This window comes from Staphylococcus sp. HMSC06C11, from assembly GCF_001808345.1.
Classification (GTDB): Bacteria; Bacillota; Bacilli; order Staphylococcales; family Staphylococcaceae; genus Staphylococcus; species Staphylococcus capitis.
Genome location: NZ_KV793038.1, coordinates 298,092 through 311,713 on the forward strand (window position 1 = coordinate 298,092; position 13,622 = coordinate 311,713).

Annotated in this window: 15 protein-coding genes and 1 pseudogene; 1 reads left to right on the forward strand and 15 read right to left on the reverse strand. The window is 32.3% G+C overall.

The window, feature by feature from the left end; all coding sequences use genetic code 11:
* Positions 1-42: 42 nt before the first annotated feature.
* Both HMPREF3154_RS04845 and HMPREF3154_RS04850 read right to left on the reverse strand, forming a co-directional pair.
* Positions 43-861, reverse strand: coding sequence for a pyruvate, water dikinase regulatory protein (locus HMPREF3154_RS04845; protein ID WP_002453349.1), 819 nt, complete (start codon positions 859-861; stop codon positions 43-45).
* Positions 862-872: 11 nt separating this feature from the next.
* Positions 873-1,496: a transcriptional regulator CcpN gene (locus tag HMPREF3154_RS04850; protein WP_072093086.1), complete on the reverse strand. Its 624-nt coding sequence runs from the start codon at positions 1,494-1,496 to the stop codon at positions 873-875.
* Positions 1,497-1,847: 351 nt separating this feature from the next.
* Between HMPREF3154_RS04850 and HMPREF3154_RS04855 the strand changes: the two genes are divergently transcribed.
* On the forward strand, positions 1,848-3,239 hold the full coding sequence (locus HMPREF3154_RS04855) for a glycine--tRNA ligase (RefSeq protein ID WP_002436742.1): 1,392 nt from the start codon (positions 1,848-1,850) through the stop codon (positions 3,237-3,239).
* Positions 3,240-3,348: 109 nt separating this feature from the next.
* Here the strand turns inward: HMPREF3154_RS04855 and recO are convergent, their stop codons facing one another.
* The 13 genes and pseudogenes from recO to prmA form a co-directional block, all read right to left on the reverse strand.
* Entirely contained in the window at positions 3,349-4,104 is a 756-nt protein-coding gene (recO, locus tag HMPREF3154_RS04860) for a DNA repair protein RecO (RefSeq protein ID WP_023350188.1), read from the reverse strand.
* A gap of 31 nt (positions 4,105-4,135) precedes the next feature.
* Entirely contained in the window at positions 4,136-5,038 is a 903-nt protein-coding gene (gene era / locus HMPREF3154_RS04865) for a GTPase Era (protein ID WP_002436750.1), read from the reverse strand.
* Positions 5,038-5,442 (reverse strand): cytidine deaminase, encoded by a 405-nt coding sequence (gene cdd, locus HMPREF3154_RS04870; RefSeq protein WP_002436745.1) that lies wholly within the window; start codon positions 5,440-5,442, stop codon positions 5,038-5,040. The genes era and cdd overlap by 1 nt, the downstream gene beginning before the upstream one ends.
* A complete protein-coding gene (locus tag HMPREF3154_RS04875; protein ID WP_002453353.1) occupies positions 5,443-5,799 on the reverse strand; it encodes a diacylglycerol kinase family protein in 357 nt (118 codons plus the stop codon).
* A 2-nt stretch (positions 5,800-5,801) separates the two neighbouring features.
* Positions 5,802-6,272, reverse strand: a complete 471-nt coding sequence (ybeY, locus tag HMPREF3154_RS04880; RefSeq protein ID WP_002436567.1) for an rRNA maturation RNase YbeY — start codon at positions 6,270-6,272, stop codon at positions 5,802-5,804.
* Positions 6,273-7,220, reverse strand: a complete 948-nt coding sequence (locus tag HMPREF3154_RS04885; protein ID WP_023350187.1) for a PhoH family protein — start codon at positions 7,218-7,220, stop codon at positions 6,273-6,275.
* Positions 7,221-7,538: 318 nt separating this feature from the next.
* On the reverse strand, positions 7,539-8,246 hold the full coding sequence (locus HMPREF3154_RS04890; protein WP_002436544.1) for a hypothetical protein: 708 nt from the start codon (positions 8,244-8,246) through the stop codon (positions 7,539-7,541).
* Positions 8,247-8,262: 16 nt separating this feature from the next.
* Complete coding sequence (floA, locus tag HMPREF3154_RS04895) at positions 8,263-9,252, reverse strand: flotillin-like protein FloA (protein ID WP_002436747.1); 990 nt, start codon at positions 9,250-9,252, stop codon at positions 8,263-8,265.
* 17 nt (positions 9,253-9,269) lie between these two features.
* Positions 9,270-9,941, reverse strand: a pseudogene (locus tag HMPREF3154_RS04900) (NfeD family protein).
* A gap of 333 nt (positions 9,942-10,274) precedes the next feature.
* Positions 10,275-10,451, reverse strand: coding sequence for a 30S ribosomal protein S21 (gene rpsU, locus HMPREF3154_RS04905; RefSeq protein WP_000048060.1), 177 nt, complete (start codon positions 10,449-10,451; stop codon positions 10,275-10,277).
* Positions 10,452-10,577: 126 nt separating this feature from the next.
* Positions 10,578-11,924: a tRNA (N(6)-L-threonylcarbamoyladenosine(37)-C(2))-methylthiotransferase MtaB gene (gene mtaB, locus HMPREF3154_RS04910; RefSeq protein ID WP_030064648.1), complete on the reverse strand. Its 1,347-nt coding sequence runs from the start codon at positions 11,922-11,924 to the stop codon at positions 10,578-10,580.
* Between the two features lie 5 nt (positions 11,925-11,929).
* Complete coding sequence (locus HMPREF3154_RS04915) at positions 11,930-12,682, reverse strand: 16S rRNA (uracil(1498)-N(3))-methyltransferase (RefSeq protein ID WP_002436722.1); 753 nt, start codon at positions 12,680-12,682, stop codon at positions 11,930-11,932.
* A 1-nt stretch (position 12,683) separates the two neighbouring features.
* Positions 12,684-13,622, reverse strand: coding sequence for a 50S ribosomal protein L11 methyltransferase (prmA, locus tag HMPREF3154_RS04920; RefSeq protein WP_023350183.1), 939 nt, complete (start codon positions 13,620-13,622; stop codon positions 12,684-12,686).

Sequence of the window (13,622 nt, forward strand, 5' to 3'; positions counted from 1 at the left end):
TATTAGTCATATAATTATATCTTTTTTCTACGGAAAATGAAATCATTTCGATTTACTTTCTTCAATTAAATGTATGATATCATTCGCTGTTTCTTCAATAGCTTTGTCAGTAACATCTATGACCGGACAACCTACTTTATTAACTAATTCATCAAAATAATTCAATTCTTCTTGAATACGTGCCTCTGTGGCATACCTAGCCTTATCTCCTAAACCTAATTGCTTTAATCTTTCCTTACGTATGCGATTTAGTTTCTCTTCACTTATTTTTAAAGCAATACATTTAGAGGTATCAATATCAAATAATGCATCAGGTGGAGTTACTTCAGGAACTATAGGTATATTCATCACTTTATAACTTTTATGTGCTAAATACTGAGATAATGGAGTTTTAGAAGTTCTAGAAATACCTAACAGAACGATGTCGGCTTTTGGTAATCCTTTTGGATCTTTTCCGTCGTCATATTTCACAGCAAATTCAATTGCATCAATTTTTTTAAAATACGCATCGTCTAGTCTGTGAACTATTCCTGGTTCATAATATGGTGTTTCATCAATCGAATCCGATAACAAATCCATTAGAGGTCCCATAATATCGACAGATTTTAATGAAAATTCTTCGACTTTTGCAAGCATATATTTTTTAATTTCTGGTTTAACCAAAGTGTATACAATAATTGCATTGGTATCTCTAGCAACTTGAATAACTTCATCTACATGTTCAAATGATTCAATATAAGGATATCGAAGAAATTCATGTTTACATTGTTTAGGGTTAAATTGAGATACTCCTGCTCTTGCTACTAACTCTGCAGTTTCACCAATTGAATCTGAGGCTACAATTATCTTTATAATGTCCATGTATTTACCACCTATTCTTTGAATAATGATACGAATAATTTAGTTATAGTTGTTTTAGAGATTCGACCAATTACCTCGTATTTTTTATTGTCTTTCTTCCTTACAATTGGTAGTGAGTCAATCTCGTTATCTATCATTTGATTGGCAGCGTATATTACAAGTTCTTCCTCTTCTAAATATGTCACATGTGGCATTCTAGTCATATTTACACTGATAGGCATTGTATGTATATCCTCACCAATCATAGATGCTCTTAATAAATCTTTTCTAGAACATACGCCTACGAAGTCATTGTCATTATTAGTGATAAATAATGTCCCTGCATCTTCTAAAAATATAGTACATATTGCATCATAAACTGACATTTCTTCCTTAATGACAACTGGTTGAGACATATAATCTTTAACCACATATTGTCTCAATTGTTCATTGATAATTTTATTTTTCGATTTACCTGAATAGTAATAACCTACTCTAGGTCTCGCTTCTATAAAACCAGACATAGTAAGTATAGCTAAGTCCGGTCTTAACGTAGCTCTTGTTAAATTTAATTTTTCAGCGATATGCTCACCTGTGATCGGTCCTTTAGATTTGACAATCTCAATTATTAGTTCCTGTCTTTTACTAAGTTCTATAGGTCTTCACCCCTCTTGAATACTTTCTATTATAACTTTTATTATAAATTGCTACAAATACATATAAATACTTGCTATTAAAAATTCTTTCAATTAGAATAAAGTTAAAGCGAGTTAAGGATGGTGCGAGCTTAACAACTTATATTGGCGAATGACTTATTAATGAAATAAAAGCGAGTGTCTGCACTAATTTGGGTGGAACCGCGGGTTAAAAATTGTAAGTAACCATATTGTATTATAACAATACATATGATTAAAAATACTTTTTAAAACTCGTCCCAAGATAATAATACATTACTAATATGTATATATTGTCTTGGGGCGTTTTTTATGTCTAAGGAGAGTTAATTTATGGCAAAAGATATGGAAACAATTGTTCAATTAGCAAAACATAGAGGGTTCGTCTTCCCTGGTAGTGACATATACGGTGGTTTATCAAATACATGGGATTACGGACCATTAGGCGTTGAACTTAAAAATAATATTAAAAAAGCTTGGTGGCAAAAGTTCATCACACAATCTCCATATAATGTGGGTATCGATGCAGCTATTTTAATGAATCCAAAAACTTGGGAAGCTTCAGGTCACTTAGGCAACTTTAATGACCCTATGATCGATAATAAAGATAGTAAAATTCGTTATCGTGCGGATAAATTAATTGAAGATTACATGCAAAAAGAAAAAGGTGATGAAAACTTCATCGCTGATGGATTAAGCTTTGATGAAATGAAACAAATTATTGATGATGAAGGTATTGTATGTCCTGTAAGTGGCACTGCAAATTGGACTGATATTCGTCAATTTAATTTAATGTTTAAAACTTTCCAAGGTGTCACTGAAGATTCCACTAACGAATTGTTTTTACGTCCTGAAACAGCTCAAGGTATTTTCGTTAACTATAAAAATGTACAACGTTCAATGCGTAAAAAATTACCGTTCGGTATTGGTCAAATCGGTAAATCTTTCCGTAACGAGATTACACCTGGTAACTTCATTTTCAGAACAAGAGAATTTGAACAAATGGAGTTAGAATTCTTCTGCAAACCTGGTGAAGAAATTGAATGGCAAAACTTCTGGAAAACATTTGCAAGTCAATGGTTAAAAGATTTAAATATTAATGAAGAAAATATGCGTTTAAGAGACCATGATGCAGATGAGTTATCTCACTACTCTAACGCTACAACTGATATTGAATACAAATTCCCATTTGGTTGGGGCGAATTATGGGGTATCGCAAGCCGTACAGACTTCGATTTACAAAAGCATAGCGAACACTCTGGTGAAGACTTTAAATATCACGATCCAGAAACAAATGAAAAATATGTTCCGTATTGTATCGAACCTTCATTAGGTGCTGATCGTGTAACGTTAGCATTCTTATGTGACGCATATGAAGAAGAAGGTGTTGAAGGAAGTAAAGATGCACGTACTGTAATGCATTTCCACCCTGCCTTAGCACCATATAAAGCTGCGGTATTACCTTTAAGTAAAAAATTATCAAGCGAAGCGATTAAAATCTTTGAACAATTAAGTCAAAGCTTCTCTATTGATTTCGACGAATCACAATCAATTGGTAAACGTTACCGTAGACAAGACGAAATCGGTACACCATATTGTATTACATTCGACTTTGATTCATTAGAAGATAATCAAGTAACTGTACGTGACAGAGATTCAATGGAACAAGTACGTATGCCAATTTCAGAATTAGAAACATTCTTAGCAGAGAAAGTTAAATTTTAATAACTTATTACCTAATAATGCTCTTACTTTGACACAATAAGTGTTTAGGTAAGAGTATTTTTATTGCATAAAAAAATCCACACTAAACCGTTTATCGAAATAAAACGGTTTAGTGTGGATCACTTTCTAATCTTTTAAGTTGATTAATTAATTTTTGACTCTTAAAAAACATACCAGCATATTCTCTATAGAGCATGATAATAAGTTCTGACATCTCATCTAAGATTTCTTTATGAATACTCAGTGAATTCATTTTATTGATAGGTAGTTTTTGTAGTATATCTAATAGATAAAGCGAGCGATTTGTTAATTTGAAAGCGTGTGGATCCTGATATAATACTTCTTCAGAGATTGCTCCATCGAATTTGAAACTATAACCTACTAATTTAGATTGATCTTCATTTCCAGTAATCACACAATGATTAAATGAAGCTGTAAATCCGAATTTAGACATACACTTCAATAATACTACGATAGACATGAGTTGTGCTGATGTGCCCTCTGTTATTTTAGTAAGTACAAAATAGAGTAAGTCATAATTGTACTTCGAAACTTCATTTTCTTCCATAGATCTTTCAATAGTCTCTGTGCATAACGATGCATAACTACTTTCAAATAAATCAAGCTGTAATTCATAATGTTGATCAATCACATCTATAGAATTGAGTGTTCCCATACCACGCCATTTATTATAAATAAATAAGCCATACACAAACATTTGTGTATGAGCTTGTAATCCAGATTTAACTTTTTTCGCACGTCGAGCCATTAAAGGTATTTTAGCGCCATATTCATTTAAAATTGTGATGATTTTATCAGATTCACCATAATCTACTGATTTGATTATGATGCCTTTTTGTTTCATTAACATGACTCATTCACCGACTCTCTATCAATCAATCTTGGTCTTCTACATAACCAATTTGTCGTATAAAGTTTACTTTATTTCTCCAATCACGTTGTACCTTTACCCAGAGTTCTAAGTAAACTTTAGATCCTAATAGCATCTCTATATCATGACGTGCACGTTTACCTACCTCTTTAAGTTTTTTACCACCTTTACCGATGACTATACCCTTTTGAGAATCACGCTCAACGTAAATCGTTGCTTCAACTCTAACTCTGTCTTCATCTTCTTTAATCATTCTATCAACATTAACGCCTATTGCATGAGGTATCTCTTCACTTGTTAAATGTAATATCTTTTCACGGATAATTTCGCTAACAACAAATTGTTCTGGGTGGTCAGAAATTTGGTCGTCAGGGTAGTATTTCGGACCTACAGGTAAATAAGATTTCAACACATCTATAAAGTGATCTACATTCAATCCCTCAAGTGCTGAAATTGGTATAATTTCTGTGAAGTCCATATATTCTTTATATTTTTCAATTCTAGGCATCAAAGCATCCGGATGCACAAGGTCAATCTTATTTAATACCAAAAAGATAGGCGTTTTAACATTTTTAAGCATTTCCATAATATATTCATCGCCACGACCAATATCTTCGTTTACGTTAACCATAAACATAATTGCATCTATTTCTGATAGTGTATTCTTGGCAACTCTCATCATATAATCACCAAGTTTATGTTTAGGTTTGTGAATACCTGGCGTATCAATGAAGATGATTTGTGCATCGTCTCTTGTCATGACGCCTTGAATTTTATTACGTGTTGTCTGTGCTTTATCTGACATAATCGCAATTTTATGCCCTATTACTCTATTTACAAATGTAGATTTACCAACATTAGGTCGACCAATGATGGATACAAATCCTGATTTATGTTCTTCTGTCATTAATTTAAATCCTTTCCTGAAAATCCTAATGGTAATAATTCGTTTACAGTAGACTTAATCATTTCTCCTTTATGATTAGTCATATACACAGGCATATCATCATCGCAAAGTTCTTTAAGTACTTGTCTACAAGCCCCGCATGGTGAGGAGGGTTTATCCGAATCAACAGTAACGGTTATCGATTCAAAATCCCCTGGTTTATATCCTTCTGAGATTGCTGCAACAAGACTTGAACGTTCAGCACAAATTGCCATGGAATATGCAGCATTTTCTACATTTGCTCCATGAAAAGTACGTCCGTCCTTAGTTCTTAAATAGGCACCAACTTTGAAGCGACTATATGGAGCATAAGCTTTACTTTGTGCCTCTCTAACTTCCTTAAAGTAATGCGATTGATAACTCATTTATTTTCCTCCCAAAAATAAACTTAAAATATGTGGTACAAAAACTATTAATCCAATACATAATGCTAAAACAGACACAATTACAACACTAAAAGCAGCGATATCTTTAGCGTGTTTAGCATATTCATGATAATCGGTTGTTACCAAATCAACCACAAATTCAATTGATGTATTGATAGCTTCTAGACTCAATACTAAAGCTATTGAGAATAATATAAACATCCACTCAGATCGATTGATATGAAAAATAAACCCCATAATAATAGCGATAATTCCTGCTAATATGTGAAGTAAGAAATTTTGGTCTTTTTTCAAAATGGCTGTAAAGCCATCATAAGCGTATTTAAAACGTCTCATTATTATGATTCTCTTGTTAAACCGTATGCATTAAGAATTGCATCTTGTCGACCAAACATTTCTTTTTCATCTTCATCTGTCATATGATCATATCCCAATAAATGTAAAAAACCATGTAAAGCTAAGAAGCCTAATTCACGTTCAAAAGAATGTCCGTAATTTTCAGCTTGTTCATGTGCTACATCTGTACATATAATAATATCGCCTAAAACTCGAGGTATATCAAGTTCATTCATATCGATTTCTGGCTCGTCTTCTTCTAAAGCGAATGAGATGACGTCAGTGACTTTATCTTTATCTCTATACATTTTATTGATATTTTGAATTTCATCTTTATCTACAAATGTTACTGAAAGTTCAGCCTCACTATCAATATGTTCTTGTTTTTTAGCAAAGGTAAGTAATGAATCTATTTGTTCATACCATTCATTCTTTACTAAATCGGTATGGTCACTAAAGTCAATTGTAAACATTTACTCAACTCCTTCATAACGATCTATAATTTTACTTACAAGTGGATGCCTTACAACGTCACTTTGATCTAATTTCATAATACTAATTCCATTGACCCCATATAATTTTTTAATTGCTTCTTTTAAGCCACTTTTTACGCCTTTTGGTAGGTCGATTTGAGTTTGGTCACCTGTAACTACCATTTTTGAACCAAAACCTAAACGAGTTAGGAACATTTTCATTTGTGCGTGCGTTGTATTTTGAGCTTCATCTAAAATAACAAACGCATCATCTAATGTTCTACCCCTCATATAAGCAAGTGGCGCAATCTCAATAATACCCCTCTCTATGAATCTTTCAGTTTGCTCTCTACCTAAAACTGTATTTAAGCCATCATATAGAGGACGTAAATATGGATCTACTTTTTCTTTTAGGTCACCTGGTAAGAAACCTAAAGATTCTCCTGCTTCAACGGCTGGCCTAGTCAATACGATACGTTTAACTGAACCTTTACGTAATTGTTTAGCTGCATATACAACTGCTAAAAATGTTTTACCAGTACCAGCAGGACCTATTCCAAATACTAAGTCATTTCTCTTCATAGCATTGATATACATACGTTGTCCCATTGTTTTAGCACGAATCGTTTTACCAAATGCATCTTTAGTAATCTCTTCATCATACAAATCAAGTAAATGTTGAATTGTATCATTGTCTGCCATTTTAATAGCAGCCTCTACGTCTTTAAGTGTAATTGTATTACCTAATTCTATAACTTTAAGTAAATTGGTGAGAACTAATTCTGCTTTTTCAACATGCTCTAATTTTTCGCCTTTAACAGCTATTTCTTGACCTCTAGCATGTATCACGACATCAAAATTATCTTCAATAGTTTTTAAATGCTCATCATTATTTCCCATTAAAGCTTGTGATTGATTAATGTCGTCAATTTGAATTATTCCTGGCATAAACGCGCTCCTTTACAAGTTACAATAATAAGTTTTATTAGCTAAAAATTTTAGACTAATTTGTTATTTTTAATAAAAATAATATCCAAACACATTATATCATTCTTATTCATCTTAATGATGTGATTATGCTTTGCTTCAAAATTATTGAACAAATACTACTGAATATATATTATTTCTTACTAAAATTTTACTAAACTCATACTAATTAGACAAACTAAAAAGAGAGTAAAACAGTATTCAATATTTAAGCATGAATACATAGTTTTACCCTCTAATGTTAATATAATAGCTAATTCTTTAATTTTATTAAAAAATTTAAAGTTGCTTTGGTTTACTTAAAACTTCTGACCAAATCAGACCATTTATTACTTCATCTTTATCAAATTGAAAAGCAGAATGAGACATATTACGTTCAATGTTTTGAGAATTAAGTAATTGTTTTAAGCGATAACGTTTAGTTCTCTCTGATAAATACTTATCCTCAATGATGTCTCTTGCTTTTTTCTCAATCAATTCGAGTTGTTTTTCTTTTTCTCTATCAATTTCGTTGCGAACATTTTTTAAATCCTGAGTCAAATTGGACTCAAGTTCTTTTCTTAATTTTTCTGCACTTTCATCTCGTGAAGTTGAAGTAACAGGTTGAGGTCTAGGATTATCCTGGTTATATGGTGTTGGGTCAGGTTTAGGATGATTTTTGACTTCCGATTGTTTATGCGTTTCTTTAGACGATTTATTTTCTGTTTGAGAGTCAGCATCTTCATCTTCAAGGTTTTTACTTAAAGGTGGAAGCGTCTCTTCAAATTCTCTTCGTTGCTTTTTCTCGGGTTCATCATTTAACTCATCGTTAATTTCTTTAAATGTTTTTTCTAATTCTTCAAAGAAACCACCTTTTTTGGGTTGATTATCACCTTGCGTATTTTGAGGTGGCTTTTGATTTTGTCTGCTTTCATGACTTTTATCACGTAGCGCGCTAATACCGGTTACAATAACAGATATTATAAATATGATAATACCGATATTCATTTAATCACCTCATTATTTATTGTTCTGGTGATTCGTCATCATTCTGATCAGTACGTTTGTTAATAGCATTTCTCATGCCAGTATCTGCTTCAATATTTTTAAGATTATAATAATCCTTAACTCCAATATTACCTGATCTAAGAGCTTCAGCCATTGCTAATGGTACTTCTGATTCAGCTTCAACTACTTTCGCTCTCATTTCTTGTACTCGAGCTTTCATTTCCTGTTCAGAAGCTACTGCCATAGCACGGCGCTCTTCAGCTTTCGCTTGAGCAATATTTTTATCTGCAAGAGCTTGCTCAGTTTGTAAATCAGCACCGATATTTTTGCTAATATCTACATCTGCAATATCAATAGATAAAATTTCAAAAGCAGTACCTGAATCTAAACCTTTACTTAACACAGTTTTAGAAATATTGTCTGGATTTTCTAGAACCTCAGTGTGATGCTCACTTGAACCAATTGTAGAAACAATACCTTCACCTACACGGGCAATAATTGTTTCCTCTCCAGCGCCACCGACTAATCTTGCTATATTTGCGCGAACTGTAATACGAGCTTTTGCCTTAACTTCAATACCGTTCATCGCTACACCAGCAATAAATGGTGTTTCAATAACTTTAGGGTTAACTGACATTTGAACTGCTTCAAGTACATCACGACCTGCTAAATCAATTGCCGCTCCTCGTTCAAATGGTAAATCAATATCTGCACGTTGTGCTGCGATATTTGCATCAACAACTCTATCAACGTTACCACCAGCTAGGTAGTGTGACTCCAATTGATTTGTTGTTAATTTTAAACCTGCTTTATGTGCTTTAATTAAAGGTGCAATGACCTTTCTTGGTGAAACTCTTCTTAAACGCATACCTACAAGGGTACCAATACCTACGTGAACGCCAGCTGCTATAGCAGAAATCCATAATCCGATAGGTACAAAAGAAAATAGTATGAGTAAAGCTACTACAATAATTACAGCAATGATTATAAAACCAATACCAAACATTAAATCGCTCCTTAATTTTATTCTATTTCTCTCACAACTACACGCGTACCTTCAACCTCAAGAATTTTTACTTGTCTATTTCTTAAAATAAATGTGCCGTCTGAAACTGCATCTATTCTTTCATCGTCACAATTAATAATCCCAGCAGGTCTGAGGTCAGTGATTGTTTGAGCAGTTTTACCTACAAGGTGAGAGCGGTCGTCATGTGAACGATAACCAGCCTCTGAATTTGTTGAATCTTTTAAGATCACTTTATCAAGAAATGGTATTTTCTTGTTGAAAATTTTCACTAATATCACCCATTCAATTATTGATAAAATTAACGCAACTATTACATTACCGAGCATGAGTATAATATTATTTCCTAGCATGATGATACTGAGAGTTATAAGTAGCATACCAATAATACCTATCACGGCACCAATGATAAACAGTTCTATAATAACTAGTATGACACAAATAGTAAACAATAATACGGATAAAACATTTACATCTCCATTGATAAGGAATCCTAAAAATAAAAGTAATAATGCTAGTTAAGCAATAATTCCAATCAAGTTAATGCGTTTTGAATATAATTGATACAAAAAGCCTAGGAAGATTATACACGTAAGAATTAGTGAAATAAAAGGTTGCGTAATAAAACTTGATAGATTATCAGCCCAACTATTTTCACTAGTGAATCTTATAAAAAGTAACGTATGTATTAGATAGGAGTAATTCACTATTTCACCTCGCCCTCACATTAATTATACATGAAAACGCACCCATTATATAGTATTTCACTAATATATAAATTGGTAATTTGTAGCTTAACAATTTAATTTTATTAATTTTAATAATATTTGTTTATTTATCTGAAAAATGAAAAAGATTTAATTAATTGAGCAATACGTTTAAATAATTTTACGAGAATAATTAAAGTTGTTAGCATAGTATAAAAAAATACCCTAGTTCTAATAACTAGGGTATCTATTATATATAATTAACATTCGTGTTGAGGGAGTCAACAGAGCTATTAATTATTTGAATTTACGTTTACGTGCAGCTTCTGATTTCTTTTTACGTTTAACGCTTGGTTTTTCGTAAAATTCACGTTTACGTACTTCTTGAATTGTTCCACTTTTTGATACTGAACGTTTAAATCTACGTAAAGCATCTTCTAGTGATTCGTTTTTACGTACTACTGTTTTAGACATCTGTATTTCCCTCCCTCCAAATATCAACGGAACTTTATAGTCATCACATAGTAAAAACTATGCAACTATTAGTATAATATAACTCAAATAGGTGGTCAATTAGTAAAATTTACATTTTTTAAATATTTAGACAAGTACTTCTTCTTCAGATTTATTCGTAGCATGCTCAACTACTCTAATGGCTTTACCATCATTTAGAGGATAGTCAGCTTTAAGAATTTTTACTTTAACAATTTGTCCAATTAGTGATTCATCACCTTCAAATTGAACTTTCATATAGTTATCTGCATAACCTACCAATGTATTCGGTTCTTCGCCTTTTTCTTCAGGTATTACTTCAAGCACTTCATTTTCAAATTTAGAGGCATACTCTTTAGCAAGTTGGTCACTTAAAGCAATCAATTTATGCACACGTTCATTCTTAACAGATTCATCGATTTGATTGTCCATTCGAGCTGCTGGTGTACCGATTCTTGGTGAATATGGGAACACATGTAATTCAGAGAATTGATGTTTAACAATAAAATCGTATGTTTCTTGAAATTCTTCTTCAGTTTCTCCAGGGAATCCTACTATTACATCACTTGTTACAGCTAAGTCAGGCAATGCTTTGTGTAATTCTGTTAATCTCTCAGAGAAATGTTCCATAGTATATTTACGTCTCATACGTTTTAAAACTGAATCTGAACCAGATTGTAACGGAACATGTAAATGTCTTACTACTTTGTTTGAATTGCCAATAACCTCTATTACTTCATCAGTTAATTGACTCGCTTCGATAGATGAGATTCGTATACGCTCTAAACCTTCAATTTCATCTAAATCTCTTAACAATTGCGCTAGATTATAATTTTTTAAATCTTGACCATAACCACCAGTATGAATACCAGTTAAAACAATCTCTTTATAGCCAGAGTTTACTAATTGTGAAGCTTGTTCTACAACTTTCTCAGGATCACGTGATCTCATCAAGCCGCGTGCCCAAGGTATAATACAAAACGTACAAAAATTGTTGCATCCTTCTTGGATTTTTAAAGAGGCTCTAGTTCTATCGGTAAAGTAAGGAACTTCTAACTCCTCATATGTACGATTCTTCATTATATTACCAACACCGTTAATTGGTTGTCTCTCTTCTTGGAATTGATCAATATAGTCTAATAATTTATGACGGTCTTGAGTACCGACAACTACATCCACGCCAGGAATTTCCATAATTTCAGCTGAAGATGTTTGAGCATAACAACCTGTAACACATACAACTGCTTCAGGATTTTGTCTGATCGCACGTCTAATAATTTGTCTACTTTTTTTATCTCCAGTATTCGTAACAGTACAAGTATTAATAACAAATACATCTGCATTTGTTTCAAAATCTACTCTATCGTAATCTGCTTCTTTAAATAATTGCCATATTGCTTCAGTTTCATAGTGATTGACTTTACAACCTAATGTATGAAATGCAACTGTTGACATCGTCTTCACCCCAATAATTCTTTTTCAAAACTCACTGCACTTAAAGCATATAGAGGTGCAGTTTCTGCCCGTAAAATACGTGGACCTAAGCCTACTAAAGTACTATTTTCACTGAATAAAGACACTTCTTTATCAGATAAACCGCCTTCAGGTCCAAATATCATTAAAACACGATCTTGTGTTTTAAATTGCTTTATAATTTGTTTAAAATGACTTAAATCACCATGTTTAGCCTGTTCTTCATATGCTATAAGAACATAGTCATAATGACTTATAATATCATAAATTTCCTGTAAATTCGACTTAAAATAAATATTAGGAATTGTTAAACGATAACTTTGTTCTGCAGCTTCTTTAATAATTTTTTGCCATCTTTCTAACTTTTTAGCAACTTTAGATTCATTCAATTTAACTACTGAACGGTCCATACCAACTGCAATAAATTCATTAGCGCCCATTTCAGTTGCTTTTTGAATCATCCATTCATACTTATCAGCCTTAATCAATCCGCTACAAATAGTGATATGTTGAGGTAATTCTGTATCAATGTTTTGTTTATCTTTTAACTCTAGTTCAACATAATTATCGTTTAAAGCTTTTATTTGACACTTGTACACTGTTTGATCTAGAAATGTAACGATAACTGAATCACCTTCACTATAACGCATGACATTTTTTATATGATGAATATCTTCTTTATTTTCAATAAAAAAGCGCTGAAGTTTATCAGCGCTTTGATTAATAAAATATCTTTGCAAATTAATCACTCACTTTCTGACCAACGATGCAGACCCAACCGTTGTCATGTTCTACAGAAATAATATTAAAACCAACACGCTTCATATGAGATTCTATCTCTTCATATTTTTCTTCTATAATACCTGAAGTAATAAAATATCCTTCTTCAAATAATGTATTATAAGCATCTTCTATCATTTCTTCAATAATGTGAGCAAGAATATTTGCAATAACGATATTATATTTCTCTTTTTCTTCTTTTAATAAATTACCGGGAACAGCTTCAATTGCGTCTTCACAACGATTCTTTTTGAAGTTCTCCTTAGCAACATTTACTGCCATTTCATCAATGTCTAATGCTTTAATTCTTTTAACACCAACGAGATGACTGGCAATACTTAATATACCTGAACCTGTTCCAACATCAATAATAGAATCAGTTGGTTGAACATATTCTTCAATAGCTTTTAAACACATACTAGTAGTTGGGTGGTCACCTGTACCGAAAGCCATACCAGGATCGAGTTCAATACATAATTCATCACTGTTTTCTTTTGTGTAAGTTTCCCAACTTGGAACTATGGTAAATCTATTAGAAGCTTTAAAGGGATGAAAATAATTTTTCCATTCATTCGCCCAATCCTTCTCCGCAATTTCCTTTTCTGAAAATGTAAGTACTTCTTTATCTAAATTTGATACATTTAAAATATTATTCTTAATACTCTTTCTGAGTTCATCATTGAATGTAAGTTCATTAAAATAAGCTTTTAAACGAACACCACTACTAGGATAATCCTCAGGATTTAATTCATAAATCTCACCAAATTTATCTGATGGTGGTGTTTCTAAGTCTCTTGAATCTTCAATGACTACACCATTAGAACCATGATCTTCAAGTATATCAGTTACTTCAAATTCAACATCGTGATTAACTACAATTGAGAGTTCCGTCCAATTCAT

What these genes read in the sequence shown, in the direction of transcription:
- recO (WP_023350188.1), bottom strand. Translation starts at nt 4,104, where the DNA reads ATGAAACAAAAAGGCATCATAATCAAATCAGTAGATTATGGTGAATCT.
- HMPREF3154_RS04890 (WP_002436544.1), bottom strand. Translation starts at nt 8,246, where the DNA reads ATGAATATCGGTATTATCATATTTATAATATCTGTTATTGTAACCGGT.
- mtaB (WP_030064648.1), bottom strand. Translation starts at nt 11,924, where the DNA reads ATGTCAACAGTTGCATTTCATACATTAGGTTGTAAAGTCAATCACTAT.
- HMPREF3154_RS04875 (WP_002453353.1), bottom strand. Translation starts at nt 5,799, where the DNA reads ATGAGACGTTTTAAATACGCTTATGATGGCTTTACAGCCATTTTGAAA.
- HMPREF3154_RS04855 (WP_002436742.1), top strand. Translation starts at nt 1,848, where the DNA reads ATGGCAAAAGATATGGAAACAATTGTTCAATTAGCAAAACATAGAGGG.
- HMPREF3154_RS04885 (WP_023350187.1), bottom strand. Translation starts at nt 7,220, where the DNA reads ATGCCAGGAATAATTCAAATTGACGACATTAATCAATCACAAGCTTTA.
- era (WP_002436750.1), bottom strand. Translation starts at nt 5,038, where the DNA reads ATGACAGAAGAACATAAATCAGGATTTGTATCCATCATTGGTCGACCT.
- rpsU (WP_000048060.1), bottom strand. Translation starts at nt 10,451, where the DNA reads ATGTCTAAAACAGTAGTACGTAAAAACGAATCACTAGAAGATGCTTTA.
- floA (WP_002436747.1), bottom strand. Translation starts at nt 9,252, where the DNA reads ATGTTTGGTATTGGTTTTATAATCATTGCTGTAATTATTGTAGTAGCT.
- prmA (WP_023350183.1), bottom strand. Translation starts at nt 13,622, where the DNA reads ATGAATTGGACGGAACTCTCAATTGTAGTTAATCACGATGTTGAATTT.
- HMPREF3154_RS04845 (WP_002453349.1), bottom strand. Translation starts at nt 861, where the DNA reads ATGGACATTATAAAGATAATTGTAGCCTCAGATTCAATTGGTGAAACT.
- ybeY (WP_002436567.1), bottom strand. Translation starts at nt 6,272, where the DNA reads ATGTTTACAATTGACTTTAGTGACCATACCGATTTAGTAAAGAATGAA.
- cdd (WP_002436745.1), bottom strand. Translation starts at nt 5,442, where the DNA reads ATGAGTTATCAATCGCATTACTTTAAGGAAGTTAGAGAGGCACAAAGT.